Source organism: Arsenicitalea aurantiaca (genome assembly GCF_003994485.1).
GTDB classification, from domain to species: domain Bacteria; phylum Pseudomonadota; class Alphaproteobacteria; order Rhizobiales; family Devosiaceae; genus Arsenicitalea; species Arsenicitalea aurantiaca.
The window spans coordinates 1-26,524 of record NZ_RZNJ01000001.1 but is presented as its reverse complement, the minus strand read 5'-3'; the positions used below and the strand labels follow the sequence as shown (position 1 = coordinate 26,524).

The following is a 26,524-nucleotide window of genomic DNA, read 5'->3' as shown; positions in this document are numbered from 1 at the left end:
TGCCCAAACGCTTCAGCAAGCATGAACCATAACCGGTTTGCCAAGCGTTACCTGTCGGCCCGCACCATCGGTATGGTTAAGGCTTGGTAAGTCAGAGCATTTCGAGCGGCGTGGGTCTTGTCGGTGGTGGGAAGGCTGCATCGAGCGCGACCTTTTCCTCATCGGAAAGCACGATGTCGAGCGCGCCCAGATTGTCCTTAAGATGCTCGGCGCTGCCGGCCTTGGGTATGGCAATGGCGCCCCGATCGAGGACAAAGGCAAGGGCGATCTGGGCGGGCGTCGCCCCGCGCGCATCGGCAAGTTTGCGGAGAACCCGATGCCCGAGCAGCCGGCCCTGCTCGATCGGCGAATAGGCCATGATCGGAATGCCGCGTGCCTCGCTCCAGGGCAGGAGGTCGTATTCGATGCCGCGCCGGGTCAGATTGTAGAGCACCTGGTTCGTCGCGACCTCCGTCCCGCCGGCGGCGAACAGGGCCTCCATGTCGTCGCGGTCGAAATTGGAGACGCCCCAGCGGGAGATCTTGCCCTGCGCCTTCAGCGTCTCGAACCCGGCGATCGTCTCGGCAAGCGGATGCCGGCCCGGCCAGTGGAGAAGATAAAGATCGATGTGGTCGGTCCCCAGCTGCCCGAGGCTCCGCTCGCAGGCGGCGATGGTGCCCGTCCGGCTGGCATTGGAGGGCAGCACCTTCGAGACGATGTAGGCATCCTCGCGCCGGCCTCTTATCGCTTCACCCACAATCGCTTCGGCACGACCATCCGCATACATTTCGGCCGTGTCGATCAGGCGGACGCCACGGTCGAGACCGAGCCGCAGCACATCCGATTCCTCTCCTGGCGTCCTTCGCCCCTCGCCCATCCCCCAGGTGCCGAGGCCGAACTGGTCGATCTGCCCTCCCGAGGGCAGCGCCAGGCGGGGAATGGAAAGGCTCATCGGACATCTCCGTTCGGATCGAGTTCAGCCGCACGCGCCAGCATGTAACGCTCGGCTTCTGCCATGTGTTCGGCGGCGATGCGATAGGCGTCGTCCGGCCGGTTCTCGCTGATTGCCGACATTAGCCGCATCTGAAAGAGCAGCCCCACTTCTCGCGGCCCGGGCGCCGTCTCCGCATAGATCCGTCGACAGACCGGCAGGTCACGGAGCAGGTTCTGCATGAGCCCCGCAACGAACCCCAGTACCGGGTTCGGAGAAAGCTCGGCCAGCACCGAATGGAAATCAAGCTCGGCGACGCGTTGGCGCACCAGCTCTTCGGCGTCCGCCGGGGGATGATCATAGAGCCGCATGGTCGCTTCGAGACGGCGCAGGTCCGAAGGTGCAAGCTGACCCGCGACCGATCGCGCGATCTCCGGCTCGAGCAGCCGACGCAGGGTGTAGATTTCAGAGAGACCGGGCGGGCTGAAGAAGAAGTAATTGGCGAGGAGCTCCATGGCATGATCGCCCGAAAGACGCGAGACGAAGGCGCCGCCTCCCGGTCCCGTGCGCGTTACGATCAGGCCCTGCGTTTCGAGCGATTTCATCGCTTCGCGCACCGTGCCTTTCGCAGCGCTGAACCGCTCCATCAGCTCCTTTTCCTGTGGCAACCGATCCCCGGGCACGAGGCCGGCATCGCGAATGAGTGCCTTGATTCGCTCGGCGATGATCTCGGGCCGCCGCCGCCGGCGCGTGACCGGCGTGAAAAGGTTTGGCTGCGGGTGGGGCAATCGGGTCATGCGATCACGCCGGTCGCGTCAGCCGCGGTGCGCTGGCGATCAGCTGTCGGGTGTACTCGTGCCGGGGATTGGCGAAGATGCCGGCTGCATCACCGATCTCGACCAACTCTCCTCGATACATCACCGCCACGCGGTCCGAGATCGATTCCACCACCGCCAGATCGTGGCTGATGAAGAGATAGGAGAGCGAGAATTCGGCCTTTAGCCGCTCGAGCAGCAGCAGCACCTGGGCCTGCACCGAGACGTCGAGCGCCGAAACCGGCTCGTCGAGGATGATGATCTCGGGCTCGGCCGCAAGCGCGCGGGCGATGGCGATGCGCTGGGCCTGTCCGCCAGAAAATTCGTGCGGATAGCGCTCCAGCGCCTCGGCGGGCATCTGCACCGCATCGAGGAGTGCGCGCATGCGCTTGGCGCGCGCCGGGCCGCCCATGCCGCGCAGCCGCTTGAGCGGGGTTTCGAGCGTCTGGGCGATGGTCTTGCGCGGATTGAGCGAGGCGACGGGGTCCTGGAAGACGTACTGGATCATCTGCCCGAAGACTTTCGGGCCTTCCTTGGCAAGCACAGTGGCGTCCTTGCCCGCGATCATCATACGGCCGGACGTCGGATGCTCGAGCCCCACCAGCATGCGCGCCAGCGTCGACTTGCCAGAACCGCTTTCGCCCACGACGGCGAGGGTTTCCCCCCGCGCGAGCCCCATCGAAAGGTCGCGCACCGCATGGACCTCGTGCCGCCTGCGTCCCAACAGCGACCGTCCGCCCCCGAAAGTCTTGGTGAGGTGCTCGACCTCGATCGCGGCTTCCGTCATGACGCACCCTCCGCGCCCGGTTGCGGGAAGAGCTTGCCCACCCGATCGAGGAAGGCCCGGCCTTCGCCCAATTCGGGCACGCAGGCGATGAGGCTCTTGGTATAGGCGTGCTGCGGATCGGCCAGAATTTTTGCGGTTTCGCCGGTCTCGACGATTTTGCCGTGCTGCATGACGGCGACGCGGTCACAGATCTGGGCGACGACGCCGAAATCATGGGTGATGAAGAGGAGCGCGAGGCCGCGCTTTTTCCGCAGATCCTGCAGCAGCTCCAGAATGCGCGCCTGCACGGTGACGTCGAGCGCGGTGGTCGGCTCGTCCGCGATCAGGATGTCGGGATCGTTGGCGAGCGCCATGGCGATGCCGACGCGCTGGCGCTGCCCGCCCGAAAGCTGGTGCGGATAGGATTTCGCGCGTTGCGCCGGCTCGGGAATACCGACGTCCTCGAGCAGCGCCACGGCCTTTTCCATCGCCGCCCGCCGGCCGATCGACTGGTGCGCGGAAACGGCCTCGGCCACCTGCTCACCGACCGGAAACAGCGGATGCAGCGTCGTGAGCGGATCCTGGAAGATATAGGCGACGCGCTGGCCGCGAAGCGCGGTGATGCCGGCTTCGGGCAACGAGAAGATGTCGCGTCCTTCGAGATAGACGGCCCCGCCCGTGATGATGCCCGGGGGCGAAGCGACGAGCCCCATCAGCGAAAGCGCGGTGACGGATTTCCCCGATCCGCTCTCGCCGATCAGCCCAAGGCATTCGCCCTTTTCGAGCGTAAAGGAGATGCCCTTGACCGCTGGCGCCGTACCGCGGCCGCGGGCGAAGCTCGTTTCGAGGTTCTCGACCGCCAGGAGGCCAAGCCCGGGCTTTTCGGCCGGCGGCGTCGTCTTCCGATCGATGCGCGTCACTGGCATGGGCCGGTTCAGCGCGCCGGCCTTGAGGCGCGGATCGAGCACATCGCGCACCCCATCGCCCAAGAGGTTGATGCTCATCACCAGCGCAAAGATCATGAGGCCCGGAATGATCGAGACATGGGGCGAAGTGAAGAGCTGCGCCCGCCCGTCGCCCAGCATGGAGCCGAGATCGGCCTGCGGGGGTTGGGCCCCAAGCCCGAGAAAGGAGAGCCCGGCGGTTTCCAGAATCATCCAGCCGACCGTGGTCGACATGGTGATGACGATGACGGGCAGCACGTTGGGGAGGATTTCGGTGAAGAGGATCGCCGCATGGCCCTTGCCGCCGAGCCGCGCCGCGTCGACGAATTCGCGCGTTGCGAGCCCCACGGTGACGCCGCGCACATTGCGCGCGAAGAAGGGAATGTTGACCACCGCGATCGCATAGAGCGCGTTGAGCAGCCCCGGCCCAAGCGCCGCGACGATGGCAAGCGCGAGGAGGATGTAGGGAAAGGCCATGATCATGTCGATGCCGCGCATCAGCACATTGTCGACCCGCCCGCGCGCATAGCCCGCGACGAGCCCGATCAGCGAGCCGAAAAAGGCCGCGATCAGCGTCGCCGAGACCCCGACCGCAATCGAGATCTGCGTGCCCCAGAGGAGCCGCGCGAGGATGTCGCGCCCGAGCTGGTCGGTGCCGAGCAGATGGCCTTCCGAGAAAATCGGCTGCATGCGGTTGGCCGTGGCCGTCGCATTGGGGTTCGGAATCGGCAGGACCGGCGCCAGCGCCGCCAGAAGGCAGATAAGGCCGAGGACGACGAGCCCCAGGACGGCCAGCTTGTTGTTGAACAGCAATTGCCAGCCCGTCAGCCGGCCCGAGGCAGCGGGCGGGGGCGCGGAGGTTTCGAGCGCGGTCATGATTTGAGCCTCGGATCGAGCAGCGCCTGGACGACGTCGGCGAGAAGGTTGAAGAGCACGTAGCTTGCCGCGACCACCAGCACCCCGCCCTGGACGAGGAGGATGTCGCGGGTGGAAATGGCGTTGACCAGCATCGCCCCGATGCCGGGCCACTGGAACACGGTTTCGATATAGACCGCGCCCCCAAGCACGAACCCGGCCTGGATGCCGATGACCGGCACGACCGAGACCAGCGCGGATTTGAAGGCGTGCTTGTAGATCACCTTGCGTTCCGACAGCCCTTTGGCGCGGGCGGTGCGCACATAGTCCTGGCGCAGCACTTCGAGCATGGCGGCACGCGTCAGCCGCGCGATGACGCCTGTGGCAACGACGGCAAGCGTCGTTGCCGGCAGGATCAGATGGCGCAGCAGGTCCCAGAAATCGCCGCCGCCATAGACCGCATACATGCCGCTCGCGGGCAGGACGCGCCACTGCACCGCGAAAATCAGGATCATCAGCAGCCCGAGCCAGAAAGATGGGATGGAGATGCCGATGAGGACGAACAGCGTGATCAGCCGGTCGGCCCAGCCGAACTGGCGGACGGCCGACACGATGCCGGCGAGGAGCCCGAAGATCGAACAGAGGACGAGGGAGACGGATGCGAGGATCAGCGTCGCGCCGAAGCGCTCCAGCACCTCGTCGAGCACCGGCCGGTTGAGCCGGAAGGAGCGCCCGAGATCGCCCTGCATCAAATTGCCGACCCAGACGAGATATTGCTCGTGCAATGGCCGGTCGAGCCCGAGGTCGCGGTTGATGCGCGCGACGTTTTCGGGCGTCGCGAAGGACCCCAGGATCGCCGTCGCCGGATCGCCCGGGATCAGCGCCATGATCAAAAAGACGATGATGGATAGCCCGAACAGGACCGGGATGGCGGCGAGGAGCCGCTTGCCGATATAGCCCGCCATAAAACTGCCTCCGGGGGTGGACGGGGCCAGCGACGTTCGCCGGCCCCCATCGCGTCATCGGCCCATCAGGGCTTGGCGACGTCCTGCAGCATCAGCAGGAAGGAGGGCTGGAGCGAGAAGCCCTCGACATTGGCGGTCGTGACCGCGTTCTGGCGCCAGTTGGCCACGAAGATCCAGGGCGCATCCTCGAACACCAGCGTCTGCATCTCGCGATAGAGCGCAGCGCGGGCCTCAGGATCGGTCTCGACGCGCGCCTCTTCGATCAGCGTGTCGACCTCGGGGTTGGAGTAATAGCCCGAGTTGAACCCGCCCGCTTCCGGCCACGCATCGGTGCGCAGCGTGAGGAAGGGGAGCGTGTCGGGATCATTGGTCATCCACGCCATCTGCGCCATGTCGGCCTGACCCTCGAGCCCGGCATTGACCAGCCCCAGGAAGGTATTGAACTCGTAGGTCTCGATCGAGACGTCGAACCCGACCGCTTCGAGATCGGCCTGGATGGCGGTGCCCATATTGACTGGATCGAGCATGCCCGAGCCGCCTTCGGTGACGTAGAAGGTGAGGCTCGCCCCCTCCGCACCGGCTTCGGCGAGCAGCTCCCGCGCCCGTTCCGGATCATAGGGATAGGGCTCGAGCTCATCATTATAGGCCCAGCCGAAGGCGGGCGGCACCGGGCTGTCGGAGATCTCCGCGGTCCCCTGAAGGATGTCGTTGACCAGCCCCTCCTTGTTGACGGCGTAATTGGCGGCCTGGCGGACGCGCGGATCGGCGAACGGGCCTTCCTTGGCGTTCAGCATGACGTACCAGACATGCGGTCCGGTCGCCTCGTGGACGGTAAAGTTGGGATCGTCAGCAAAGGTCGCGATATTGTCGGGCGGGACCTCGACCATGACGTCGATACCGCCCGAGAGCATTTCGGCAACGCGGGTATTGGCGTCGGTGATCGGGCGGAAGACCAGCGCCTCGAGGGCCGGGGCGCCGTCCCAGTATTCGGGATTGGCTTCGAGCACGACCGAGGTATTGGACTGCCATTGCGCGAAACGATACGCGCCCGTGCCAGCCGGATTGCGCCCGTAATCTTCACCATTGGCCTCGACCGCGGCGGGCGAGACGATGAGCCCTGTGGGATACGCGAGATTGGAGAGGAACGGCGCGAAGGGCTCGCTCAGCGTGAACCTGACGGTGAGGTCGTCGACGACTTCAACGTTTTCGACCGATTCGAAGTTGAACGAGAGCGGGAACGGACCGGTGCCGTAGAAGGGGTGGTTCTCGTCCAGCATGCGGTCGAAGTTGAACTTGACCGCTTCGGCGTTGAACGGGGTGCCGTCGTGGAAATTGACGCCTTCGCGCAGGGTGAAGGTGTAGGTCAGCCCGTCCTCGGAAATTTCCCAATCGGTCGCCAGCGCCGGCTCGACCTCGAGCGTGCCGTCGGCATAGCGCACGAGGCCATCATAGATGTTGACCACGATGCGGAAATCATTGGCGGCGGTGACGGTGTGGGGATCGAGCGATTGCGGCTCGGCGATCTGACCGACGATCAGGACGTTGGGCGGGGTCTGCGCAGCGGCCGGACCCATGAGCCCGGCGGCGAGCCCCAGCGCGAGGATGGCGGTGCCCGACAGCATGCCGAGTGTTCTTCTCATGACGTCTCCCTTTCGGATGGTTTTTGAGCGTTTTCGGCGAAAGGGCATTTAATCATGATAAATTAGGCTGAGGCAACGATTGATGGGGAGAAATCGCGCCTGCGCCTCCACCTCACCCGTCTCGCGCTCCTTCCTTCCTTCTCCCCTCGTGGGAGAAGGTGCCCCGCAGGGGCGGATGAGGGGGCCTACTCCACCTCGCCGATCGGATCCTCGGTCTCGGCGGTCAAACTCTGGTCGGCCTCGCGATTGGGCTGGCGTGTAAACCCTTCGAGCCCCGCCGTCTCCTCGGCATCCCGCTGGATCAGCACGTCCGAGCAGAGATACGCGGTGACGAGTTCGGCGATCGAGCGCAGCGCATGGGCGTGGATGCGCTCATAGCCATGGCTGGCATCGACCCCGAAGGTCGCGAGCGCGGTGCGCACGTCGTGCCCCGCCGCGATCGCCGAGGCGGAATCGGAGCGGTAGAAGCGGAAGATGTCCTTCTGGAAGCGGATCTCGTATGTGCGGCAGAGTTCGACCAGCTTCTTGGTGAGGTGGTAGTCGAACGGGCCCGTCTGGTCGGCCATGGCGATGGTGACGCCGAATTCGTCCGAATTCTGTCCCGGCGCCGTGGTGCCGTTGTCGATCGCGACCATGGCGGCGATTTCGGGGACGAGCACCGAGGCGGCGCCCACGCCTACCTCCTCCTCGATGGTGAAGAGCCAATAGCTGTCGACCGGCGTCTCGATCTTTTCGCGCTGCATGGCTTCGAGCGCGGCCAGCATCAACGCGACGCCCGCCTTGTTGTCGAGATGGCGCGAGACGATGAAGCCGTTCTCCATGAATTCGGGCACCGGATCGATGGCCACCATATCGCCGATCTCGATGCCGAGATGGCGGGTGTCTTCCTTGCTGCGCGTAAGCGCATCGACGCGCACCTCGATGTGCCGCCAGCCCACGGGCGCGCTGTCGACCTCTTCATTGTAGGTGTGCCCGGATGCCTTGAGCGGCAGGATGGTGCCGCGGTAATTGCCGCGTTCCGAGTAGATGGTGACGCGCGCGCCCTCGGCGAACCGGGCCGACCAGTTGCCGATCGGCACAAGGTCGAGCCGCCCGCTATCGCGAATGGATTTGACCTGCGCACCCAGCGTATCGAGATGGCTGACCACCGCGCGCGCGGGGCGTCGCTGGAGCCCGGGCCTGCGTGCGCGGATCGCGCCGCGCCGTGTCAGTTCAACCTCGAGCCCGAGCCGCTCGACCTCCCGCGCGGTGTGCCGCACGATCGAATCGGTGAACCCGGTGGGGCTGTCGATGGCAAGAAGCGTCCGCAGCTGGCCCAGGAGATAGTCGATATCGATGCTGAGCCGCATGTGGGAAGGCGCTCCGTGCTGTTGATGGAAATGCCGGCACGCTAGGCGCTGCCCCCTTATGGGTCAATCGCCTCCCCACGCCTTCGTGATCGCCCTCGGCACACGCATGCCCCGCTTCTGCCGCCTATTTAAGACCATCTTAATCGCAAAGGGTAAAATGGTTGGACATGGGCGCAAAGGCGGCGGTTGCGGGGGCGAACCTGCTGTGCTGCGCCCGAAGAACCGGCATTTTGGCCCCCGTGGCGGCACCTGTCGCGCCGCCGGTCCTTCATGCTGTCCGATTGTTGCGTACACATAGAGGTCGAAGTGAAAACCGAAGCCCAAGCCCGCCGGCGCTCCGCGCCCCGCCTCATCCTCGCTTTGTCCACGGCGGCGATCCTCGCCGTTTCAAGCGTCACGACCCCGCTCGCCAGCAACCAGAGCCCTGCCGCCTTCATTGCCGGGCTTTGGCCCGAAGCGCAGGCTCGTGGCGTTTCGCGCAGCGTCTTTGATGCGTCGCTGGCTGGTTTCCAGCCGAGCGAGCGCGTCATGGGCCTCACACGCTCTCAGCCCGAATTCGCCGAGACGGTCGCGTCCTATATCGGCAAGCGCGTGACCGCTGCCCAGATCCAGCGCGGGCAGTCCATGTCGCGCGAGTGGGCGCAGACGCTGGCGGGCGTCGCCCAGCGTTACCAGGGCACCCCGGAGATCATCCTCGCCATCTGGGGGATGGAGACCAATTTCGGCGGGTATATGGGCGGCAACAACACCATCCATGCCCTCGCAACCCTCACCCATGGCGGATATCGTACCGACTTCTTCCGCAACGAATTGCTGACGGCGCTGCAGATCGTCAATGAGGGCCATATCGCGCCGCGCGACATGGTGGGCTCATGGGCCGGCGCGATGGGCCATACCCAGTTCATGCCTTCGAGCTTCAAGCGCTTCGCGGTCGACTATAATGGGGACGGCCGCGCCGACATCTGGAACTCGGTGCCCGACGCTCTCGCCTCGACCGCCAATTACCTCAAGGCCCATGGCTGGCGACAGGGCGAGACCTGGGGCTACGAAGTTCGCCTGCCGCAAAACTTCGACTATTCGCGTGCCTGGTCCATGGGCACGGCCTCGATCGCGGACTGGCAGCGCATGGGCGTCGCCCGTGTCACGGGCCGGGATTTTCCCCGGCCGAGCGATCAGGCGCGGCTCTACCTGCCTGCGGGCGGCGATGGCCCGGCCTTCCTGCTGCTGCCCAATTTCGATGTGATCAAGCGCTATAACAATTCCGACAGCTACGCGCTTGCGGTGGGACATCTGGCCGACCGCATATTGGGCTATGGCAATTTCGTTACCGCCTGGCCGTCAGACGCCCAGGCCCTGACGCGCACCCAGCGCCAGGAAGTGCAGACGCTTCTCTCGCGCCGCGGGTTTGATGCCGGCCCTTCCGATGGGGTCATCGGCCCGCGCACGCGTCAGGCCATCATCGCCTTCCAGCGCCAGCGCGGCCTGTTGCCGGATGGCTTCCCGTCCGGCCGGCTCCTTGCAGCGCTCCGCTAGCAGATGACCAGAAGGGCCCCGCGGGGCCCTTCTTCTTAGCGCCAGAAATCGCGCTGGCGGCCTTGCGGCTCCCGCTCCCCATCGGTCTCCTGGGTGGAGGGCGGCACGAGTGAGAACTGCAGCTCGTAAGTATTCTCCGCGATCCGGCGCAGGAGCGACAGCATCCTCCCGATCGCCATGAGGATCAGCCCCCCCAGCATAATGCCGAGACCGGGCAGCAGATTGATGATGACGAGGGCGCTCATCAGGATCCGCATGTCGCCTCCCGAGTCGCGCAGCGCGACCAGCAATGACACGAAGGCGAGCAGTCCTCCGCTGAGGATGCCAAGCAGACCCAATATGAAGAAAACAAAGACCATCGTTCAAATACCCCCCGACTGCGCCTTTTGCGACAGTCGCGCCGACGATGCAAGAAAAGAGGCATCACCTTTATAAAATGCGCGAGCCGGGCGGAAGTGCCTGCCCCCCTTGCCGATCCGGGCACTTCGAGGCAAGAGACCGCTATGGTCCGCCCCGATGATCCCCTGCCCATAGACGATGCGATACCCGCGCTGATGGGCGCCCTCGAGCATGACATGCGCGCCGTTCTCGTCGCGCCCCCCGGAGCGGGCAAGACGACCCGCGTGCCCCTTGCCCTTCTCGATGCACCCTGGCGGGGCGACCGCCGTATCATCATGCTCGAGCCGAGACGCCTTGCCGCCCGGGCCGCCGCCGCGCGCATGGCCGCCACGCTCGGCGAACCGGTGGGCGAGACGGTGGGGTATCGCGTCCGCCTCGACGCCCGGGTTTCTCCGCGCACCCGCATCGAAGTTGTGACCGAGGGCGTCTTCACCCGCATGCTGCTCGAGGATCCCGGCCTCGAAACCGTCGCAGCCGTTCTTTTCGACGAGTTTCACGAGCGCAGCCTCGAAGGCGATCTCGGGCTGGCGCTTACCCTCGATGCATCGCTCCTGCGGGAGGATCTGCGCATTCTCGTCATGTCCGCGACCCTCGACGGCGCGCGTGTCAGCGCGCTGCTCGGAGACGCGCCCGTTATTGAAAGCCTCGGCCGCGCCTTCCCCGTCGTGACCCGCCACGTCCCCCGCAACCCGCTCGAACGGCTCGAAACGCAGATGGCAAGGACCATCGCCGAAGCCATGAAAGCCGAGCCGGGTTCGGTTCTCGCCTTCCTGCCCGGACAGGCCGAGATCGCGCGCACCGCCGAAGCGCTCGCGGGCCGCATCCCGGCAGATGTCGACGTCCTGCCCCTACACGGCCAGCTCGATGCCGCTGCACAGGATCGGGCCATCGCACCCGCCAATGGAGGGCGACGCAAGATCGTCCTTGCCACGGCGATCGCCGAGACATCGCTCACCATCGAAGGGGTGCGCATTGTCGTCGATTCCGGGCTCGCCCGCGTGCCGCTGCACGATCCGGCCACCGGCCTCACGACGCTTGCCACCCGGCCGGTTTCGCGCGCCGGCGCCGACCAGCGCCGCGGTCGCGCCGGTCGCACCGAGCCCGGCATCTGCTACCGGCTCTGGGCCGAGGCCCAGACCGCCGCTCGGCCGGCATTCGAGACGCCCGAGATCCTCGCCGCCGACCTTGCCGGCCTCGTGCTCGATCTGGCGCTCTGGGGCGTAGCCGACCCCGCGCAACTGCGCTTCACCGACCCGCCGCCGCGCCCGGCCTGGACCGAAGCGCGGGCGCTTCTCGAAACGCTGGGCGCAATAGATGCGGGCGGGCGGATCACACCATCGGGCAAGGCGCTGTCACGCCTCCCGCTCCACCCCCGGCTCGCCCATATGGTGATCGGCGCCGTGTCCGAAGGCGCGGCCGAGGAAGCCGCGCGCCTCGCCGTCCTCCTGGGCGAACGTGGGCTCGGGGGCGATGACAGCGATCTTGATCATCGGCTCGAAAGGCTGGCGCGCGAGCGCGGACCGCGCGCCGACAATGCCCGGACACTTGCATCACGATGGGCGGCACGGGCGGGCTCGGGGACGACCAGCACCGAAAGGCTGGGCGCCGGCCATCATCTTGCGCGAGCCTACCCCGATCGCATCGCCCAGGCCGCTGGCGGGCGCGGCCGCTTCCGGCTCGCAAACGGGCGGGCGGCAAGTCTCGACGGCACTGATGCACTGGCCGATGCCGCATTCCTCGTCGTCGCCGACATCACCGGCAGCGCGGGCGCCGGAAGGATCCGGGCCGCAGCCCGCATCGAGCGCACGACGATCGAGACCCTCTTTTCCGGGCAGATCATCGAAACCGAAAGCGTCGCCTTCGATGAGGCCGGCAGAAGCCTTCGCGCACGGAAACGCCGGCAGCTCGGCGCGCTGCTGCTCGATGATCGGACTGCGCCTGTGCCCCCGGGGCCAGAGGCCGCGCAATGCCTTGCTGCAGGCATTGCGGGGATCGGCATATCCACCCTCCCCTGGACCAAGGAGCAGAAAGTGCTCCGGGCCCGCGCCAACTACCTCCACCGCACGCTGGGTGAACCCTGGCCCGATCTCTCCGACGAGACCCTTGCCTGCGACGGTGCCGCGTGGCTCGCGCCGCATCTCTCGGACGCGACCAGTCTTGCCGAGATCGACGCGCAGACCCTCGATGCTGCGCTCGGCCTGCTGCTGCCCTGGGCGCTGCGGCCCCAGATCGATACGCTTCTGCCAAGTCATTTCACGGCGCCGACGGGCAATCGCATCCCGATCGACTACGAAGCCGAAAACGGGCCAGCCCTCACCTTGCGGGTGCAGGAGCTCTTCGGCCTCGACGTTCATCCATCCGTTGCCAACGGACAGGTGAGACTTCTTCTGATCCTGCTTTCGCCCGCCCAGCGCCCGATCCAGACGACGCGCGACCTGCCCGGCTTCTGGCGTGGCAGCTGGAAAGATGTGGCCAAGGATCTCAAGGGGCGCTACCCGCGCCATCACTGGCCCGACGATCCCCTTACCGCCGATCCGACGGTGCGCGCCAAGCCGCGTCGGCAATGACCTACGAGCCTTGGAACGGGTTGCCGCAACCAAAAACTAATGCTATTAGCTTTTTAGCTAACCACAATATCTGGAGCGTCTACCGATGGCTCGTCAACCTGTCCCCGTCCCGAAACCTGCATCGCAGCATCCGTCGTTGCACCCACCGCAATATCTTGAGCGCCCCGAGGGAAGGCTCGCCTATGACGATCAGGGGACGGGCCCCCTCGTCGTGCTCGTGCCCGGGCTCGGCGATCTCCGCTCCGAATACAGGTTCCTCGCGCCCCAGCTCGTTGAGGCTGGGTTCCGGGTGATCAGCCTCGATCTGCGCGGACATGGACAGTCCGATATGGGCTGGAGCGATTATCGCGCCTCGGCGGTCGGTTCGGATGTCATCGCCCTGATCGAGCATTTGAACGAAGGACCGGCGCTGATCGTGGGGACCTCGATGGGCGCTGCGGCGGCGGTATGGGCAGCCGCGGAACGGCGCGAGGCCGTTGCGGGGCTTGCGCTTGTCGGCCCCTTCGTCCGCGATGTGCCGCAGCCGCTCCACAAACGTCTCCTGCAGGGCGCCATGCTGCGCCTCGTCTTGTCGAACCCGTTGGCCCCGAAACTCTGGGGGGCCGCCTTCCGCTCCTTCCACCGGATCCTGCCTGCCGACTTCGATGAGCATCGGGCCCGTCTGGTGGCCAATCTCTCCGAGCCCGGCCGGCTTGACGCCCTGCGCGGCATGATCTTTGCCAGCAAGGCAGAGATCGAAGCGCGACTTGCTTTGGTCAAGGCACCGGTGCGGGTCGTCATGGGCACGGCCGACCCGGATTTCGCCGACCCTGCGGCCGAGGCGGCATTCGTTGCGCAAAGGCTTGGCGGATCGATCATGATGGTGGAGGGCGCCGGCCACTACCCGCACGTCGAGAGCCCCGGACCCGTCGCCGCCGATCTCGTCGCATTTTTCAAAAGGGTGCGCTGAACATGGCGCGACAGGGACTGACACGCGAGGCAGTCATTATCGCGGCCGCGCGCTTGGCCGATGCCGAGGGGCTCGATGCGCTGTCCCTCGCCAATCTGGCTGCTGCGCTCGGCGTGAAGTCGCCATCCCTCTACAACCATCTGGGCGGACTGGCCGATTTGCACCAGGCTCTCGCCCTTGCGGGCATGCGCGAGATAACGGCCCGGATGACCAAGGCCGCCGTGGGTCGGGCCGGGCCGGACGCCTTGCTGGCGCTCGGCCATGCCTATCGGGACTTCGCCCGCCAGCGTCCCGGGCTCTACGCGGCGTCGCTTCGCGCCCCGGAACCGGATGATCGTGAGATGATCGCAGCTGCAGAGGCGGCGGTCGAAACCGTCACCGACGCCCTTCGCGCCTTCGGTCTCGAAGGAGAGGAGGCGCTCCACGCCACACGCGGGTTGCGCGCCATCATCCATGGGTTTGTCGCGCTCGAGTTCGGCGGCGGCTTCGGCCTGCCGCTCGATCTCGACCGCTCGTTCTCAACGGTCCTGGAGATCTTCTCCCAGGGGCTTACCGCCAGCGCGGGTCGGACTTGACTTCCATTCTTCTGGAGCTATCATATTCGAGTTTAGTTATGAGTAGCCCCGAATGACCACTGGTCCCGATGCTCTCTTCCGTACCCTCGCGGACCCGACACGACGCGCGCTTTTCGAGCAGCTGTGTCGTGAAGGTGAATTGACGGTGACGCGGCTCACCGAAGGCGCAAGCGTATCGCAACCGGCGGTTTCCAAGCATCTGGGCGCCCTGCGGCGCGCGGGGCTGGTCCTCGACCGACACGAAGGCCGCCATACCCATTACCGCGCCAATCCGGAGGCGCTCGGACCGCTCAGGGACTGGACGGACGAAATGACCTCTTTCTGGGAACGCCGGATCGATGCGCTCGAAGACCTGATGAAAAGGATGGATCGATGACCGCCGAGGGCACCCAAACGCGCACGGTCGTTGTGGAGCGCGAACTGCCTTTTCCCCCCAACCGGGTATGGCGGGCGCTGACCGAGCCCCATCTGATGGCCGAATGGCTGATGAAGACCGACTTCGCGCCGGTTCAGGGCCATCGCTTCACGCTCAGGGGCGACTGGGGCGGCATACTCGATTGCGAGGTTCTGGAAATCGAACCGCCAGAGCGCCTCGTCTATTCCTGGGTTTTTCCCAGCGACGACCCGGCATACCGGCTCGATAGCGTGGTCAGCTTCACCCTGACGCCGATCGCGTCGGGCACGCATCTTCGCGTGGAGCAGACCGGCTTCGCCCCCGATCAGAAGCAGGCCTATGGCGGAGCGCATGCCGGCTGGAAGGGCATGCTCGGAAAACTCGCCGACATCCTTGCCGGTCTGGACGGCTGACGGCGATGGCTGGCAAAGCCCCTCGATCGACCCCAGAGCGCACGCCGCTCGTTCCGGGCCCGGACGGGATCGTCCGGCTTTCGGGGGGCAATCCGCAGATCGCCAAGGGCGATGGCGACGCGGTCGTCCAGCGCTACATCGCAGCCATGCCGGGCTGGCAGCGCGGCATTGGAGAGACGATGGACGCCATCATCTCCCGGGAGGCGCCCGATGCCATTCGCTGCGTCAGATGGAATTCGCCATTCTATGGAAGCGAGCCGGGCCGGTGGTTCGTCAGCTTCCACTGCATGACGGCCTATGTGAAAATTGCCTTCCCCGACGGGATCGATCTCGACCCGATCCCCCCTGGCACCTCGAAACAGGCACGCGTCCGCTACTACGATGTCCGGGAAAACGGGTTCGACGCGGAGCTCTTCGCATCCTGGATACGCCAGGCCATGCGTCTGCCCGGGGAACGCTTCTGACCGGGGTCGACGGACGAAAACCAAAAAGCCCGCCGGCGAATGCCGAGCGGGCTTTTGGATTGGTTGCGGGGACAGGATTTGAACCTGTGACCTTCAGGTTATGAGCCTGACGAGCTACCGGGCTGCTCCACCCCGCGCCAAGACGTCTGCACCGGTTTCGAAGCACTTAGCTCCGTGGCGCACCGGCTATATAGGGGGTATGGCCGATGGCATCAAGGCGAAAAGGATAATCTGCGACAGTTTTTTGACAGGGTTGGCCAAAGGGCCAGCGGCTTGCCCTCGCCAGCCTCGCCCCTTAGGGTGCGCCGCGCTAGGTGAACGCCTTTGGGGGCAAAATCAATATGAAGACCAACGCGCTCGGCCGGACCGGCCTCGCCGTATCAGAAATCTGCCTCGGCACCATGACCTGGGGCGTCCAGAACGACGAAGCCGAAGCCTTCGCGCAGATCGAGTATGCCCTCGATCGGGGCGTGAACTTCTTCGATACCGCCGAACTCTACGCGATCCCCGCCAATGGCTCGACCTATGGCAAGACCGAAACGATCATCGGCAACTGGTTCGCCAGAAGCGGTCGGCGAAAGGACGTGATCCTCGCCAGCAAGATCGCTGGAGGACACAATAATCCGTGGATCCGTGATGGCCGGCGTCCGGACCGCGCGTCGGTACGCCAGGCCGTGGAGGACAGCCTCAGGCGCCTGCGCACCGATCATATCGACCTTTATCAGATCCACTGGGCGGCCCGCGGCCATTATCACTTCGAAGGCGGTTGGACCTACGCGCCCCACACGATCGACCGCGCCGATGCCCTCGACAATCTGACCGAAGTGGTCGAAGCGATGGGCGAAATGGTCGCCGAAGGCAAGATCGGCCATCTCGGCGTCTCCAACGAAACCGCCTGGGGCATCAGCCACATGCTGAAGCTGGCCGAAACACGCGGCCTGCCGCGCCTCGCCTCGGTCCAGAACGAATACAGCCTCCTGCGCCGCGAATTCGACCACGATCTGGCCGAGATCGCTCATTTCGAGGATGTGGGTCTGCTCGCCTACTCCCCCCTCGCCGCCGGCGTCCTCACGGGAAAATACCTCGACGGCAACATGCCCGCCGGCAGCCGCGGCGCGATCGCCGGAGGCATCTGGCGGGCCAATCGCTATTCCGAGCCGGCCGTGCGCGAATACCTCGCAATCGCCCGGGCCGCCGGGCTCGACCCCGCGCAGATGGCCCTCGGCTTCTGTCTCTCCCGCCCCTTCATAACCTCGGTGATCATTGGCGCGACGACCATGGAGCAGCTCAAGACCAATATCGACGCGGCCTCGGTCACCCTTTCCGAAGACGTGCTCGCAGCCATCGAGGACGTTCACCGCCGCTATCCCCGCCCGCTCTGATCCCTAGCGCGATGCACCGTCGCCTTTTGGCGGCGGCGCGCTATAGAATGAGCCGGCGATGACCGGAGCCTCAGACCGATGAACCTGCTGACGACGCTGTTTCCGCTGCTCTGCTGGTTCGGGTACAATCTCGTCGTCCCGCTCATCGAGAAACGCCGCCCCTCGCTTTCGGTGATCATGAGCATGCAGCGGCGCCGCTGGGTGGCCAATGCCGCGGGGCGAGAGAGCCCGCTCGATGCCATCCTCTCTGCCAATCTGATGGGCTCGGTGAGCTTTCTTGCCTCCACCGCGGTCCTGCTGATCCTGGCCGTCTTCACCGTCTTCGGCCAATTGCCGGCGGTGATGGAGTCGCTCTCCACGATCGCGCAGCGCAATTACAGCGTGCAGGAAGTGCAGATCCACCTGGCGGTCATGCTCGCCATGTTCGTCCTCTCGTTCTTCGCCTTCACTCTCGCGCTGCGCCAGTTCAATCACTTCTGCATCATGGTCGGCGCGATGGATCATTCGGGCCGGATCACCAAGGAAGAGATAGACGCCATTGCGATGCTGAACACGCTCGGCGCCCAGAATTTCAACAATGGCATTCGCGGCTATTATTTCTCGGTTGCGACCGTCGCCTGGTTCGCGTCCGAATGGCTCGCCGTCATCGTCAGCCTCGTCACGGTGGGCTTCCTCGTCCATCGGGAGTTCTTTTCGAGCGGGCACCGTATCGCCGCATCCGCCGCCGTCATCGCCAGCCGTCGCGACCAGGAGACACCGTCATGACTGCCCATCGCTTCGCCCTGCCCTCTCTTTGCGTCCTCGCAGTCCTTCTTGCCTCGCCGGCCGTCGGCCAGGAAAGTGACTATACCGAGGAGGACGCCATGGCTCTGCAATCGTGCATCGAGGCCGCCCGCGATCTGGCTTCGGACGAACCGGACGTCACCCCCGACCGCTGCATCGGTATAGCCAGCGCGGCCTGTCAGGAGGCTCCCGGGGGGAGTTCCACCGTGGCGATCGCCACCTGCAATGCACGCGAGACCGCATGGTGGGATGAGCTGCTGAACGCCCATTACCAGTCGCTTGAAGAGACGCTCGAGCCTGACCTCGCCGAAACGCTGCGCGAGGCGGAGCGGGCATGGATTGCCTTCCGCGACGCCGATTGCGGATTTGCCTATGAGTTCTGGGCCGAAGGCACGATCCGCACCGTAGTCGCCACCTCCTGCCAGCTCCAACACACGGCGCGCCGTGCCCTCACGCTCGGCACCTATCTCGATACCGGCTACTGAGCCGACCCAGGCTCACGCGGATCGAGATAGCGACCGAGGAACGCATCGATCTCCGCGAGGAGCGGCGCGCGAAAGCGAAGAATTTTCCCCAGCGCCAGAAGCGTATCGGGATGGCCGAGCCCGGCATAATGGCGCTCCTGTACCGGCACGTCGGCGGCCCGCAGCGCCTTGGCCAGTGCGATCGTATTGCGTGGGTAGACGAGCCGGTCACGCGTGCCGGTCGCAAGAAACATCGGCGGCGCGCCGGGCCTCACGAGGTTTACCGGCTGCGTAGCGAGAGGTTCGGGAGCCGCGGAGAAGGTCTGGCGCGTCGTTTCCACATCGAACGGATAGAAGTCATAAGGTCCCGACAGGCCGACCACGCCACGCAGAGCGCCGCGTGCACTGGCGTCCAGAAAGAGCGGCGAGAGTGCCAGCATCGCCGCATTGTAGGCGCCTGCCGAATGGCCGACGAGCGCGAGCCTACGGGCATCGCCGCCGAAATTCCCGACATTGGCGTTGATCCAGTCTATCGCGGCCGCCCCGTCTTCGATGAAGCCGGGATAGCTGATCTCGGGCAGCACGCGATAATCGGCGATGACGCAGATCCGTCCCTGCGCGGCGAGCGCCCGTCCCGCGAAACGATAATGGCGCCTGTCACCATCTCTCCAGGACCCGCCATAAATAAAGAGCACGACAGGCACTTCGCCCGTCATCCGATCGGGCGCATACACATCGAGCCGCCGGCGCGGCCCCTCGCCAAACGCGATGTCCCGCCCAACGAGCGCCGATCCTGCGTCTTTCGGGCTCAGCCGATCGAACAGTGCAAGTGATGAGAAAGCCATGGACCACCTTTGCCAAGGGAACTAGACGCCCGGCGGAGGCGAAAGGTTCAGCCCGGCGCTGCGGCAGTTGCGCACACCTGTGCTCACTGGGTGGTGAAGCGCATGATCTAATCTGACATTGACAATCATCTTATCCCTGCGCTTTATGCCGGGCATCGTCAGCGCCCGCCGATGGGCGCCCAACCAGATGCCGGACGCCATGCTGGTCTGCCATTGCAACGTCATTGCCGAACGCGAGATACGTCAGGTGATCCGCGCCTTCCTCAAGGCTGATCCCTGGGCGGTGATCGTCCCTGCCAAAATCTATCGCGAACTGGGCAAGCGCGGACGCTGCTGCGGGTGCTTTCCGAATGTGGTGGACATCATCACCTCAGTTACGGAAGAATATCATCTCCAGATCGCTCAGGGGCTGATTGAGCCGGCAACGACCGATGCTCGACCTGCAGCGCGACAAGACAAACGCTTAGGAGATGTGAATGAAAGGCGAAGCACAGGTAATCGAGCGGCTTAATGAGGCCTTGTTCCTCGAGCTCGGCGCCGTGAACCAGTATTGGGTGCATTACCGCCTGCTCGACGATTGGGGCTATCGCAAGCTCGCTGCCAAGGAGCGCGCCGAATCGATCGAAGAGATGCATCACGCCGACAAGCTGATCGAGCGCATCATCTTCCTTGAAGGTCACCCCAACCTGCAGCGCGTCGCGCCCCTGCGCATCGGGCAGTCGATCAAGGAAGTGCTCGAGGCCGATCTTGCCGGCGAGCATGATGCCCGCAAGGCCTACAAGGCGTCGCGCGAGCTCTGCGAGAGCCTTGGCGACTACGTGACCAAGAACCTCTTCGAAGAGCTGCTTGCCGATGAGGAAGGTCACATCGACTTCCTCGAAACCCAGCTCGACCTGCTCGAGCGCATCGGCGTCGAAAAATACGGCCAGCTCAACTCCGCACCCGCGGACGAGGCCGAGTAGCGCCATGACCTGGCACACCGGACGCCTCATCGATCATGTCCATCTGCGCGCAGCCGACATGGCTGCGAGCCGCAGGTTCTACGATGCGGCGCTCGGCGTCTTGGGTCTTCGCGTCGTGCAGGAGGGGCAGGGCTGGTTCGCTGCCGACGAGCTTTTTGTTAGCGGCGCCGAACCCGGCGCCGCCCCCACCCACATCCACCTCGCCTTTCAGGCGCGGGACCGCTCGGTGGTCGATGCCTTTCATGCTGCCACAGTCGCTGCCGGAGGGCGCGACAATGGCGCACCGGGCGAGCGTCCCTACCATCCGGGCTATTACGCAGCCTTCGTGCTCGATCCGGACGGCAACAATATCGAAGCGGTCCATCACGGTCCAAGCCGCAGGTCGGCAGCTTCGGTTGAGATAGAGATTGCGGACTGATCCCGCTTCGCCTTGATCCGGTCGCCATTCCAGTCCAGCGTTTAGCGATTCCCAAATCGAAAGCTGGATCTTCATGCCAAGGCCTGCCAAAGCCGCGCCCGTCCTTTCCATTGCGTGCCGGGCGATCCTCGCCGGCGCCGTCTTCCTTCTCCCCGTCACGAGCCCGGCTCTTGGTCAGTCCGCCCCGGCGCTGACGGATCGGCCGGCCCTGAGCGAAGAGGCGACGAACCGCGTCGCCGATCTCATGGCGACGACCGGGCTCGACCGGATCTTCGAGCAGTTCGGGACGGCCGTCGCCGAATCACCGGCTCTGGACGCCATCCTCGCGGACGAGGCGTTTGTGGCTGCCTGGCAGCAGAGCGCGCGGGAAGCATTCGAGGACGAGGCCCTCGTCGCCCGACTCGAGGGGCGCCTTACTGAATATCTGTCCCAGGACGAACTGGACCAGCTCGTCCAATTCCTCTCGAGCCCATTCGGCCAGCGCGTCAACGGGCTGGAGCTTGCGACCCAGGATCAGCCCCCGGAGGCGCAGGAGCGCCTGATGCTCGAGGGCGAAGCGCTTTACGCCGATGCGGGATCGCAACGCCAGGAGCATTTCGAGCGCATGCTGACGCTGACGAGCGCCGAAATCTCGAACGCCATGCTCGCCGGATCCATTCGCGCCATGATGCTCGGGCTGCATTTTTCCAATGGGGGCGACATCGCCGTGCCCTGGGAGGAGATCGACGAAGAGGTCGAGGCAACCATGCAGGCGATGGCAGGCGAACTCGACGCGAGCCTGCGCTTCGTCCTCGCCTACACTTATCGCGAGCTGACAGATGCGGAACTCGAGCAATACATCGCCTTCCTCGAGACGCCCGCCGCGCAGCGCTTTTATGCGCTGACCGCCTTTTCGGTCGGCGAGATCGTGCATGAGGCGATGGAGGCTTTCGGCACGAGCCTCGCCCTCCGCCTCAATACCGTCGCCGTCTGACCTCAGTCGGCGAGCGGGGCAAGGACGTCGTCGAGCCTCTCGATGACGTCCACGAGCGGATCGGCCTCTGCAGTCGTCACGCCCTCGGGAGGCTCGGGCGTGAAGTTCGGGCGCGGTGCTCCGCTCGGAAAGGCGCCGAACCGGGTGAAGAACTCGACGACATCCTGCAGCACCGGCATACGGAAGCGCAGGAGCTGCCCCATGGCCATCACCGGCTCCATGTGCCCGAACCCTTCATAATAGCGCTCGGTCACCCAGATGCCCTGGGCACGGAGCCGCTCGGCCATCACTTCGGTGTTTTGCATCCGGACGATCGGGTCGTGCGTGCCCGTGACGAGCAGCATGGGCGGTGCGGCACTGGTGACGAGATTGACCGGCTGCGTCCCCTCCGGATTCGGCGCCGATCCGAAGGTCTGGCGCACTTCATTGTATTCGAAAGGATAGAAATTGTAGGGTCCGGAGATGCCGGCGACAGCGCGGATCGGGATGGTCACGCCATATTCGCGCTGGAAGGAATGATCGAGCGACAGCATCACCGCATTGTATGCCCCTGCCGAATGGCCCGCGAGGAAGACCCGCTGCGGATCGCCACCGAACCGCGCCACATTGTCCTCCACCCACCGAAGCGCCTGGGCATTGTCCTCGAGGAAGCCTGGATAGGTCACCTCGGGGTAAACCCGGTAGTCGGGGATGACGACGACGAAGCCCGCGGCGGCGAGAGCATGGCCAACGAACGTATAGTCCTCGCGCGCGCCCGACCGCCAGGCGCCCCCATAGATGAACATGACCACAGGCGCCGAGCCGCTGGGGTTCTGGGGCGTATAGACATCGAGCCGCTTGCGCGGCCCATCGGCATAGGCGATGCCGTCCCCGATCTTGACCACCCCACCATCCATGGCCCCGCCGACATTGAATGGCGCCATGATGTTGACTTGGGCGACGGCCGGCAAAGGCGCGATCATGGTGAAGGCGAGACCGAGGGAGAAAAGGAGGGATCGCAGGAGTGTCATCGCAAAATACCGCGCTGGACTGGATGAAGAGACGCCCGTCTGGGTTAGAAAGCGGGACATTTTGTGTCCGGGACCTGCTTACGCAACCCCCTCACCGAGACGTCATCGTCTCATGCTCCCCGAACGCAAAACGCCGCCCTTTTTGGGGCGGCGTTTTGTGTTTTGGTTTGGTATTGAGATTGTCGATGTTTTTTGCAGACCTGGCGGCGACCTACTCTCCCAAGCCTTGAGACTTAGTACCATCGGCGCTGAAGTGTTTAACGGTCGAGTTCGGGATGGGATCGGGTTCTGGGCACTTCGCAGTAACCACCAGATCGGCAAAAAACATCGATTTGGACGTGAACTCTGGTTGTGTTTTCCAGACGCGGCCCATGCTGTCCGCGTCNCGTTTTGTGTTTTGGTTTGGTATTGAGATTGTCGATGTTTTTTGCAGACCTGGCGGCGACCTACTCTCCCAAGCCTTGAGACTTAGTACCATCGGCGCTGAAGTGTTTAACGGTCGAGTTCGGGATGGGATCGGGTTCTGGGCACTTCGCAGTAACCACCAGATCGGCAAAAAACATCGATTTGGACGTGAACTCTGGTTGTGTTTTCCAGACGCGGCCCATGCTGTCCGCGTCGGAGGAATGTTTTGGTCTGCCGATCGTCTCATGCCGCGCCAATGTGCGGGCATTGATTAATGAGAACGATCAAGCCGATCGAGCTATTAGTACCGGTCAGCTTCACGCATTGCTGCGCTTCCACATCCGGCCTATCAACGTGGTGGTCTTCCACGGCTCTCAAGGGAATACTCGTTTTGAGGGAGGCTTCGCGCTTAGATGCTTTCAGCGCTTATCCCGTCCGGATTTAGCTACCCTGCAATGCGGCTGGCGCCACAACAGGTCCACCAGAGATCCGNTGTGCGGGCATTGATTAATGAGAACGATCAAGCCGATCGAGCTATTAGTACCGGTCAGCTTCACGCATTGCTGCGCTTCCACATCCGGCCTATCAACGTGGTGGTCTTCCACGGCTCTCAAGGGAATACTCGTTTTGAGGGAGGCTTCGCGCTTAGATGCTTTCAGCGCTTATCCCGTCCGGATTTAGCTACCCTGCAATGCGGCTGGCGCCACAACAGGTCCACCAGAGATCCGTCCAACCCGGTCCTCTCGTACTAGGGTCAGCTCCTCTCAATATTCCAACACCCACGGCAGATAGGGACCGAACTGTCTCACGACGTTCTAAACCCAGCTCACGTACCACTTTAAATGGCGAACAGCCATACCCTTGGGACCTGCTCCAGCCCCAGGATGTGATGAGCCGACATCGAGGTGCCAAACACTGCCGTCGATATGGACTCTTGGGCAGTATCAGCCTGTTATCCCCAGCGTACCTTTTATTCGTTGAGCGATGGCCCTTCCACGCGGGACCACCGGATCACTATGACCGACTTTCGTCTCTGCTCGACTTGTCAGTCTCGCAGTCAGGCAGGCTTATGCCATTGCACTCAGCGACCGATTTCCGACCGGTCTGAGCCCACCATCGCGCGCCTCCGTTACTCTTTGGGAGGCGACCGCCCCAGTCAAACTACCCACCATACGCTGTCCCGGATACTGTAATATCGCGGTTAGACAGTCATGACGATAAGGGTGGTATCTCATCTTGCGGCTCCACCAAGGCTGGCGCCCTGGCTTCAAAGCCTACCACCTATCCTGCACATGCCGACACGGCTGCCAGCGTAAAGCTATAGTAAAGGTGCATGGGGTCTTTCCGTCTGACCGCAGGAACCCCGCATCTTCACGGGGAGTTCAATTTCGCTGAGTCGATGCTGGAGACAGTGGGGAAGTCGTTACGCCATTCGTGCAGGTCGGAACTTACCCGACAAGGAATTTCGCTACCTTAGGACCGTTATAGTTACGGCCGCCGTTTACCGGGGCTTCAATTCAATGCTTGCACATCTCCTTTTAACCTTCCGGCACCGGGCAGGCGTCAGACCCTATACGTCGTTTTGCAACTTCGCAGAGCCCTGTGTTTTTAGTAAACAGTCGCCACCCCCTCTTTTGTGCCACCCCCAGACGGTTGCCCGCATGGAGGTCACGCTTATCCCGAAGTTACGCGTGCAATTTGCCGAGTTCCTTCAGCATCGTTCTCTCAAGCGCCTTGGTATGCTCTACCTGTCCACCTGTGTCGGTTTAGGGTACGGTCTATGTCGGTGGAGCTCTTTCCTGGAACCGGCTCACTGCACATCCAATCCAATAAGGACGTACAGATCTGCGCGATCCGTCACTACCACCAGGTTCACGAATATTAACGTGATTCCCATCGTCTACGCATTTCTGCCTCGACTTAGGGGCCGACTAACCCTGCGCTGATTAGCATTGCGCAGGAACCCTTGGACTTACGGCGAAAGTGTCTCTCACACTTTTTGTCGCTACTCATGTCAGCATTCGCACTTCTGATATCTCCAGGAGCCCTCACGGGTCTCCCTTCGCAGACTTACAGAACGCTCCGCTACCGCTTGCACGTAAACGTGCAAACCCGAAGCTTCGGTGCATGGCTTTAGCCCCGTTACATCTTCGCCGCAGGAACGCTTGACCAGTGAGCTGTTACGCTATCTTTAAAGGATGGCTGCTTCTAAGCCAACCTCCTGGTTGTCTAAGCATTCCCACATGCTTTCCCACTTAGCCATGACTTGGGGACCTTAGCTGTCGGTCAGGGCTGTTTCCCTTTTGACGACGGACCTTAGCACCCGCCGTCTGTCTCCCGGATAGTACTCTTGGGTATTCGGAGTTTGGTTAGGTTTGGTAAGTCGGTGAGACCCCCTAGCCCATCCAGTGCTCTACCCCCCAAGGTATTCGTCCGAGGCGATACCTAAATATCTTTCGCGGAGAACCAGCTATTTCCGAGTTTGATTGGCCTTTCACCCCTAGCCACAAGTCATCCCCGTCATTTTCAACTGACGTGGGTTCGGTCCTCCAGTACGTGTTACCGTACCTTCAACCTGCTCATGGCTAGATCACTCGGTTTCGGGTCTAATCCAACTAACTTATTCGCCCTATTCAGACTCGCTTTCGCTGCGCCTACACCTACCGGCTTAAGCTTGCTAGTTAGACTAAGTCGCTGACCCATTATACAAGAGGTACGCAGTCACCCAGGACGAACCTTGGGCTCCTACTGTTTGTAAGCATCCAGTTTCAGGAACTGTTTCACTCCCCTCGTCGGGGTGCTTTTCACCTTTCCCTCACGGTACTGGTTCACTATCGGTCGCATGCGAGTACTTAGGCTTGGAGGGTGGTCCCCCCATGTTCAGACAGGATTTCACGTGTCCCGCCTTACTCGAGGACTTGATGGCTTTCTACCGGTACGGGGCTATCACCCACTATGGCAAAGCTTTCCAGCTTCTTCCCGTTCTTACCACCAAGCCACTGGCCTGGTCCGCGTTCGCTCGCCACTACTAACGGAGTCTCGTTTGATGTCCTTTCCTCCGGGTACTTAGATGTTTCAGTTCCCCGGGTTAGCTCCCTTGCGGGTGACCTAAATGGTCGGGTTTCCCCATTCGGAAATCTTCGGATCAAAGTTTATTCGCAACTCCCCGAAGCTTATCGCAGCGTATTACGTCCTTCATCGCCTGCATGCGCCTAGGCATCCACTGAATGCTCTTAAGGCACTTGATCGTTCTCATTATCAATGCCCGCACCCAAGCGTCTCACGACGCTCATGGTACAGGTCATCTTGATCGGTCAGATCAAATTAACCAGAATTCACGTGCTCGCTCTGTGCCTCCCCGGGGGTGCCGGGTCAAACGGAACAGAACAGCATCTCTTTACACTGTCCAAAGATCCGGCTAACGCCCGCCAACTCCCAGAAGGAACCGGCAAACGCGCCAAACTTGCTCTTATGACAAACGACTTTTTTATGCCTTGCCGGTGGTAAACCGCACATCGGAAACACACGCCAACATCGCACTCGAAACTAATTTCGGTGCAGATGAGATCGAGTGCCTGGAGGGTTCAGCCATTCGAGCATAGCTCTCATGGCCTTCTCACCTCAAATCGCTCCACTGGAGCGATTTGCCCTGCGGGACGGATCGAAGTGGTGGAGCCAGACGGGATCGAACCGACGACATCCTGCTTGCAAAGCAGGCGCTCTCCCAGCTGAGCTATGGCCCCA

Annotated in this window: 24 protein-coding genes, 2 tRNA genes and 3 rRNA genes; 14 read left to right on the top strand and 15 right to left on the bottom strand. The window is 63.5% G+C overall.

Annotation, left to right across the window (positions count from 1 at the left end):
* Positions 1 to 91 precede the first annotated feature (91 nt).
* The 7 genes from EMQ25_RS00145 to EMQ25_RS00115 all read right to left on the bottom strand — a co-directional run bounded on the left by EMQ25_RS00145 (position 92) and on the right by EMQ25_RS00115 (position 8,244).
* Positions 92 to 931 (bottom strand): aldo/keto reductase, encoded by an 840-nt coding sequence (locus EMQ25_RS00145; protein ID WP_127186530.1) that lies wholly within the window; start codon positions 929 to 931, stop codon positions 92 to 94.
* On the bottom strand, positions 928 to 1,707 hold the full coding sequence (locus EMQ25_RS00140) for a FadR/GntR family transcriptional regulator (protein ID WP_127186529.1): 780 nt from the start codon (positions 1,705 to 1,707) through the stop codon (positions 928 to 930). The genes EMQ25_RS00145 and EMQ25_RS00140 overlap by 4 nt, the downstream gene beginning before the upstream one ends.
* Positions 1,708 to 1,711: 4 nt before the next feature.
* The gene (locus tag EMQ25_RS00135; RefSeq protein ID WP_127186528.1) at positions 1,712 to 2,512 is read right to left on the bottom strand and encodes an ATP-binding cassette domain-containing protein; all 801 of its coding nucleotides are present in this window, start codon (positions 2,510 to 2,512) and stop codon (positions 1,712 to 1,714) included.
* Positions 2,509 to 4,311, bottom strand: coding sequence for a dipeptide/oligopeptide/nickel ABC transporter permease/ATP-binding protein (locus EMQ25_RS00130; protein ID WP_127186527.1), 1,803 nt, complete (start codon positions 4,309 to 4,311; stop codon positions 2,509 to 2,511). Before EMQ25_RS00130 ends, EMQ25_RS00135 begins: the two co-directional genes overlap by 4 nt.
* Positions 4,308 to 5,255, bottom strand: a complete 948-nt coding sequence (locus EMQ25_RS00125; protein ID WP_127186526.1) for an ABC transporter permease — start codon at positions 5,253 to 5,255, stop codon at positions 4,308 to 4,310. Before EMQ25_RS00125 ends, EMQ25_RS00130 begins: the two co-directional genes overlap by 4 nt.
* 65 nt (positions 5,256 to 5,320) lie before the next feature.
* Complete coding sequence (locus EMQ25_RS00120; RefSeq protein ID WP_425290222.1) at positions 5,321 to 6,877, bottom strand: ABC transporter substrate-binding protein; 1,557 nt, start codon at positions 6,875 to 6,877, stop codon at positions 5,321 to 5,323.
* Positions 6,878 to 7,080: 203 nt separating this feature from the next.
* Positions 7,081 to 8,244, bottom strand: a complete 1,164-nt coding sequence (locus EMQ25_RS00115; protein ID WP_127186524.1) for an osmoprotectant NAGGN system M42 family peptidase — start codon at positions 8,242 to 8,244, stop codon at positions 7,081 to 7,083.
* Between the two features lie 306 nt (positions 8,245 to 8,550).
* On the opposite strand from EMQ25_RS00115, the gene EMQ25_RS00110 reads away from it, so the two are divergent.
* Positions 8,551 to 9,777, top strand: a complete 1,227-nt coding sequence (locus EMQ25_RS00110; RefSeq protein ID WP_244606416.1) for a lytic murein transglycosylase — start codon at positions 8,551 to 8,553, stop codon at positions 9,775 to 9,777.
* Positions 9,778 to 9,812: 35 nt separating this feature from the next.
* Here EMQ25_RS00110 and EMQ25_RS00105 read toward each other — a convergent pair whose 3' ends face one another.
* Positions 9,813 to 10,136 carry a hypothetical protein gene (locus EMQ25_RS00105; RefSeq protein WP_127186522.1) on the bottom strand — a complete coding sequence of 108 codons (324 nt, stop codon included), beginning with the start codon at positions 10,134 to 10,136 and terminating at the stop codon, positions 9,813 to 9,815.
* Between the two features lie 144 nt (positions 10,137 to 10,280).
* Between EMQ25_RS00105 and hrpB the strand changes: the two genes are divergently transcribed.
* The 6 genes from hrpB (at position 10,281) to EMQ25_RS00075 (ending at position 15,538) form a co-directional block, all read left to right on the top strand.
* A complete protein-coding gene (gene hrpB, locus EMQ25_RS00100; RefSeq protein ID WP_127186521.1) occupies positions 10,281 to 12,743 on the top strand; it encodes an ATP-dependent helicase HrpB in 2,463 nt (820 codons plus the stop codon).
* 136 nt (positions 12,744 to 12,879) lie between these two features.
* The gene (locus tag EMQ25_RS00095; protein ID WP_158625882.1) at positions 12,880 to 13,692 is read left to right on the top strand and encodes an alpha/beta fold hydrolase; all 813 of its coding nucleotides are present in this window, start codon (positions 12,880 to 12,882) and stop codon (positions 13,690 to 13,692) included.
* A 2-nt stretch (positions 13,693 to 13,694) separates the two neighbouring features.
* Positions 13,695 to 14,267: a TetR/AcrR family transcriptional regulator gene (locus tag EMQ25_RS00090; RefSeq protein WP_127186519.1), complete on the top strand. Its 573-nt coding sequence runs from the start codon at positions 13,695 to 13,697 to the stop codon at positions 14,265 to 14,267.
* A 52-nt stretch (positions 14,268 to 14,319) separates the two neighbouring features.
* Positions 14,320 to 14,643: an ArsR/SmtB family transcription factor gene (locus EMQ25_RS00085; RefSeq protein ID WP_127186518.1), complete on the top strand. Its 324-nt coding sequence runs from the start codon at positions 14,320 to 14,322 to the stop codon at positions 14,641 to 14,643.
* Entirely contained in the window at positions 14,640 to 15,074 is a 435-nt protein-coding gene (locus tag EMQ25_RS00080; RefSeq protein WP_127186517.1) for an SRPBCC family protein, read from the top strand. The genes EMQ25_RS00085 and EMQ25_RS00080 overlap by 4 nt, the downstream gene beginning before the upstream one ends.
* Positions 15,075 to 15,079: 5 nt before the next feature.
* Positions 15,080 to 15,538: a DUF1801 domain-containing protein gene (locus tag EMQ25_RS00075; RefSeq protein ID WP_127186516.1), complete on the top strand. Its 459-nt coding sequence runs from the start codon at positions 15,080 to 15,082 to the stop codon at positions 15,536 to 15,538.
* 60 nt (positions 15,539 to 15,598) lie between these two features.
* Here EMQ25_RS00075 and EMQ25_RS00070 read toward each other — a convergent pair.
* Positions 15,599 to 15,675 (bottom strand) — tRNA-Met (locus EMQ25_RS00070).
* 204 nt (positions 15,676 to 15,879) lie between these two features.
* On the opposite strand from EMQ25_RS00070, the gene EMQ25_RS00065 reads away from it, so the two are divergent.
* From EMQ25_RS00065 to EMQ25_RS00055, 3 genes are all read left to right on the top strand, one after another.
* Positions 15,880 to 16,920, top strand: a complete 1,041-nt coding sequence (locus tag EMQ25_RS00065; RefSeq protein WP_127186515.1) for an aldo/keto reductase — start codon at positions 15,880 to 15,882, stop codon at positions 16,918 to 16,920.
* Between the two features lie 78 nt (positions 16,921 to 16,998).
* Positions 16,999 to 17,685, top strand: coding sequence for a DUF599 domain-containing protein (locus EMQ25_RS00060; RefSeq protein WP_127186514.1), 687 nt, complete (start codon positions 16,999 to 17,001; stop codon positions 17,683 to 17,685).
* Complete coding sequence (locus tag EMQ25_RS00055; RefSeq protein WP_158625881.1) at positions 17,682 to 18,188, top strand: lysozyme inhibitor LprI family protein; 507 nt, start codon at positions 17,682 to 17,684, stop codon at positions 18,186 to 18,188. Before EMQ25_RS00060 ends, EMQ25_RS00055 begins: the two co-directional genes overlap by 4 nt.
* On the opposite strand, the gene EMQ25_RS00050 is transcribed toward EMQ25_RS00055, so the two are convergent.
* On the bottom strand, positions 18,182 to 19,012 hold the full coding sequence (locus EMQ25_RS00050) for an alpha/beta hydrolase (RefSeq protein ID WP_127186512.1): 831 nt from the start codon (positions 19,010 to 19,012) through the stop codon (positions 18,182 to 18,184). The genes EMQ25_RS00055 and EMQ25_RS00050 overlap by 7 nt on opposite strands.
* A 199-nt stretch (positions 19,013 to 19,211) precedes the next feature.
* Between EMQ25_RS00050 and EMQ25_RS00045 the strand changes: the two genes are divergently transcribed.
* The 4 genes from EMQ25_RS00045 (at position 19,212) to EMQ25_RS00030 (ending at position 21,365) form a co-directional block, all read left to right on the top strand.
* Positions 19,212 to 19,523 (top strand): (2Fe-2S)-binding protein, encoded by a 312-nt coding sequence (locus EMQ25_RS00045; protein ID WP_244606467.1) that lies wholly within the window; start codon positions 19,212 to 19,214, stop codon positions 19,521 to 19,523.
* Positions 19,489 to 19,974: a bacterioferritin gene (bfr, locus tag EMQ25_RS00040; protein WP_127186510.1), complete on the top strand. Its 486-nt coding sequence runs from the start codon at positions 19,489 to 19,491 to the stop codon at positions 19,972 to 19,974. The genes EMQ25_RS00045 and bfr overlap by 35 nt, the downstream gene beginning before the upstream one ends.
* 4 nt (positions 19,975 to 19,978) lie before the next feature.
* Positions 19,979 to 20,392 (top strand): VOC family protein, encoded by a 414-nt coding sequence (locus EMQ25_RS00035; RefSeq protein ID WP_127186509.1) that lies wholly within the window; start codon positions 19,979 to 19,981, stop codon positions 20,390 to 20,392.
* Between the two features lie 73 nt (positions 20,393 to 20,465).
* Positions 20,466 to 21,365 carry a DUF2059 domain-containing protein gene (locus EMQ25_RS00030; protein ID WP_127186508.1) on the top strand — a complete coding sequence of 300 codons (900 nt, stop codon included), beginning with the start codon at positions 20,466 to 20,468 and terminating at the stop codon, positions 21,363 to 21,365.
* A 2-nt stretch (positions 21,366 to 21,367) separates the two neighbouring features.
* On the opposite strand, the gene EMQ25_RS00025 is transcribed toward EMQ25_RS00030, so the two are convergent.
* The 5 genes from EMQ25_RS00025 to EMQ25_RS00005 form a co-directional block, all read right to left on the bottom strand.
* Complete coding sequence (locus EMQ25_RS00025) at positions 21,368 to 22,375, bottom strand: alpha/beta hydrolase (RefSeq protein WP_244606415.1); 1,008 nt, start codon at positions 22,373 to 22,375, stop codon at positions 21,368 to 21,370.
* Between the two features lie 198 nt (positions 22,376 to 22,573).
* A 5S ribosomal RNA gene (gene rrf / locus EMQ25_RS00020) occupies positions 22,574 to 22,689 on the bottom strand.
* 119 nt (positions 22,690 to 22,808) lie between these two features.
* Positions 22,809 to 22,924 (bottom strand): 5S ribosomal RNA (gene rrf / locus EMQ25_RS00015).
* A gap of 372 nt (positions 22,925 to 23,296) precedes the next feature.
* Positions 23,297 to 26,028, bottom strand: a 23S ribosomal RNA gene (locus tag EMQ25_RS00010).
* Positions 26,029 to 26,447: 419 nt separating this feature from the next.
* Positions 26,448 to 26,523, bottom strand: a tRNA-Ala gene (locus EMQ25_RS00005).
* Position 26,524: the final 1 nt, after the last annotated feature.